Below are 1,890 nucleotides of genomic sequence, written 5' to 3'. Positions count from 1 at the left end.
GCGGGCGGTGTGCCTGGTGCCCTCCGCGCCGGTCATGCCCTGCACGAGCACCCGGCTGTCCTTGGTCAGAAAGATCGCCATCACGCACCTGCCGCGAGTCTGGCCGCCATCTCGGCGGCGCCGTCCATGGTGGAGACCTGCCGGACCGCCGGGTGCCTGGCGTCGCTGAGTATGCGCCTGCCCACCTCGGCGTTGTTGCCGTCCAGCCGTACGACGATCGGCCTGCCGAGGCCGCGCTCGCCGAGGAGCCCGAGCGCGGTGACGATGCCGTTGGCCACCGCGTCGCAGGTCGTGATGCCGCCGAAGACGTTGACCAGCACCGACCGCACGCCGGGGTCGGCCAGGATGATCTCCAGCCCGTCGGCCATGACCTTGGCGGACGCGCCGCCGCCGATGTCCAGGAAGTTCGCGGGGGCGGCCCCGGCCCCGGCGACCACGTCGAGCGTGCTCATGACCAGCCCGGCGCCGTTGCCGATCACACCGACTTGGCCGTCCAGTTTGACGTAGTTCAACCCCTTGGCCCTGGCGCGGGCCTCCAAGCCGTCCGACTGCTCGTCGTACTCCCAGGAGTGCCGGAACGCGGAGTTGTCGTCCAGGGTGACCTTGCCGTCGAGCGCCACGATGCGCTGCTCGGTGGTGCAGATCAGCGGGTTCACCTCGACCAGCAGGGCGTCCTCCGCGACCAGGACCCGCCACAGCTTCTCCAGCACCTCGGCCGCCTCGTCGGGCAGGCCCGCCTTGGCCGCCAGCAGCCGGGCGGTGTCCGCGTCCACGCCTGTCACAGGGTCGATCGGCAGCTTCACCAGGGCGTCGGGGTCGGTGGCCGCCAGCTCCTCGATCTCCATGCCGCCCTGGCCGGACACCATCGCCAGGTAACCGCCCTCAGCCCGATCCACGAGGAAAGCCGCGTAATACTCCTCGAACGGCACGGTCGCGGCCTCGACCAGCACGCTGCGCGCGACGTGCCCCTTGATGTCCATCCCGATGACGCGCCCGGCCTCCGCCTCGGCGGTGACCGGTCCCGCCGCGGGCCTGATCCCGCCCGCCTTGCCGCGCCCGCCGGTCTTCACCTGGGCCTTGATGACGACGGGCGCGTTCAGCTCGTCCGCTATCGCGCGGGCCTCGGCTGGGGTGGCCGCGATCCTGCCTGGCGGGACCGGGATCCCGTGGCGCCCGAAGAGCTCCTTCGCCTGGTACTCGTACAGGTCCATTCGAGCCTCCTTTGTAGACGGTATACCGTATGGAATATCCTCCGTCTAGGGTCTCGACAGGGGCTCGTCTACTGGATATTCCATACAGTATGGAGAATGCAGTTAGAGACTGGCGCGGGCGCTCGTACCTCCCCGGACCCGTCCCCGCCGACCGCACGCGCATGTTCTGGCTGGCCTGGGGCGCCATGGCGGCGATCAGCCCGCTCCAGTACGGCTACGCCGCCCTCCTCGCCAAGGAGACCACCGGACTCACCCTGCTGGCCGTCTGGATCGCCTGCCAGGCAGCGGGCGCCCTCCCGGCGCTCCACCTGGTACGGCGGGGCCGCCTCGGCGTCCGCACCAGCCTGGCCGCCGGAGCCGCCCTGAGCGCCCTCGGCCTCGCCACGGCGGCGCTCAGCGACCCTGGCCCCGCCACGACAGGGCCGGCCGGTCCCGGACTGGTCGCTCTCGTCGGCTATGCGCTGCTCGGCGGGCTTGGGGCCGGCCTGGTCTACGGGATCTGCGGCGAGGTGGTCTCCTCCTGGTATCCGGAGCGGCCCGCCGCCCGGGTCGGCCTGATCACCGGCGCCTTCGGGTACGGCGCGGTGCCCGTCCTGGTGTGGGCCGGGATCGCCCCGGCCGCGACGTCCACAGCCTTCCTGGTCGCCGCCGCCGTCGCCGTGGCGGTCATCGGTGCCGC

The 1,890-nt window shown here is 71.9% G+C and carries 1 protein-coding gene and 1 pseudogene; one reads left to right on the top strand and one right to left on the bottom strand.

Features of this window, described 5'->3' with window-relative positions; all coding sequences use genetic code 11:
- Positions 1-80: 80 nt before the first annotated feature.
- The gene (gene sucC, locus AB0J09_RS63730; protein ID WP_360714106.1) at positions 81-1,211 is read right to left on the bottom strand and encodes an ADP-forming succinate--CoA ligase subunit beta; all 1,131 of its coding nucleotides are present in this window, start codon (positions 1,209-1,211) and stop codon (positions 81-83) included.
- Positions 1,212-1,300: 89 nt separating this feature from the next.
- Between sucC and AB0J09_RS63725 the strand changes: the two are divergent.
- Positions 1,301-1,890 (top strand): annotated as a pseudogene (locus AB0J09_RS63725) (MFS transporter); the annotation flags it as partial.

The sequence above is a fragment of the Nonomuraea sp. NPDC049784 genome (assembly GCF_040659615.1).
GTDB lineage: Bacteria > Actinomycetota > Actinomycetes > Streptosporangiales > Streptosporangiaceae > Nonomuraea.
Note: the sequence above shows the minus strand (reverse complement) of the source record. Positions and strands in the feature narration are given on the sequence as shown.

Bases quoted from the DNA above. Each gene is read 5' to 3' on its own strand.
- sucC (WP_360714106.1), bottom strand. From the start codon at position 1,211: ATGGACCTGTACGAGTACCAGGCGAAGGAGCTCTTCGGGCGCCACGGG.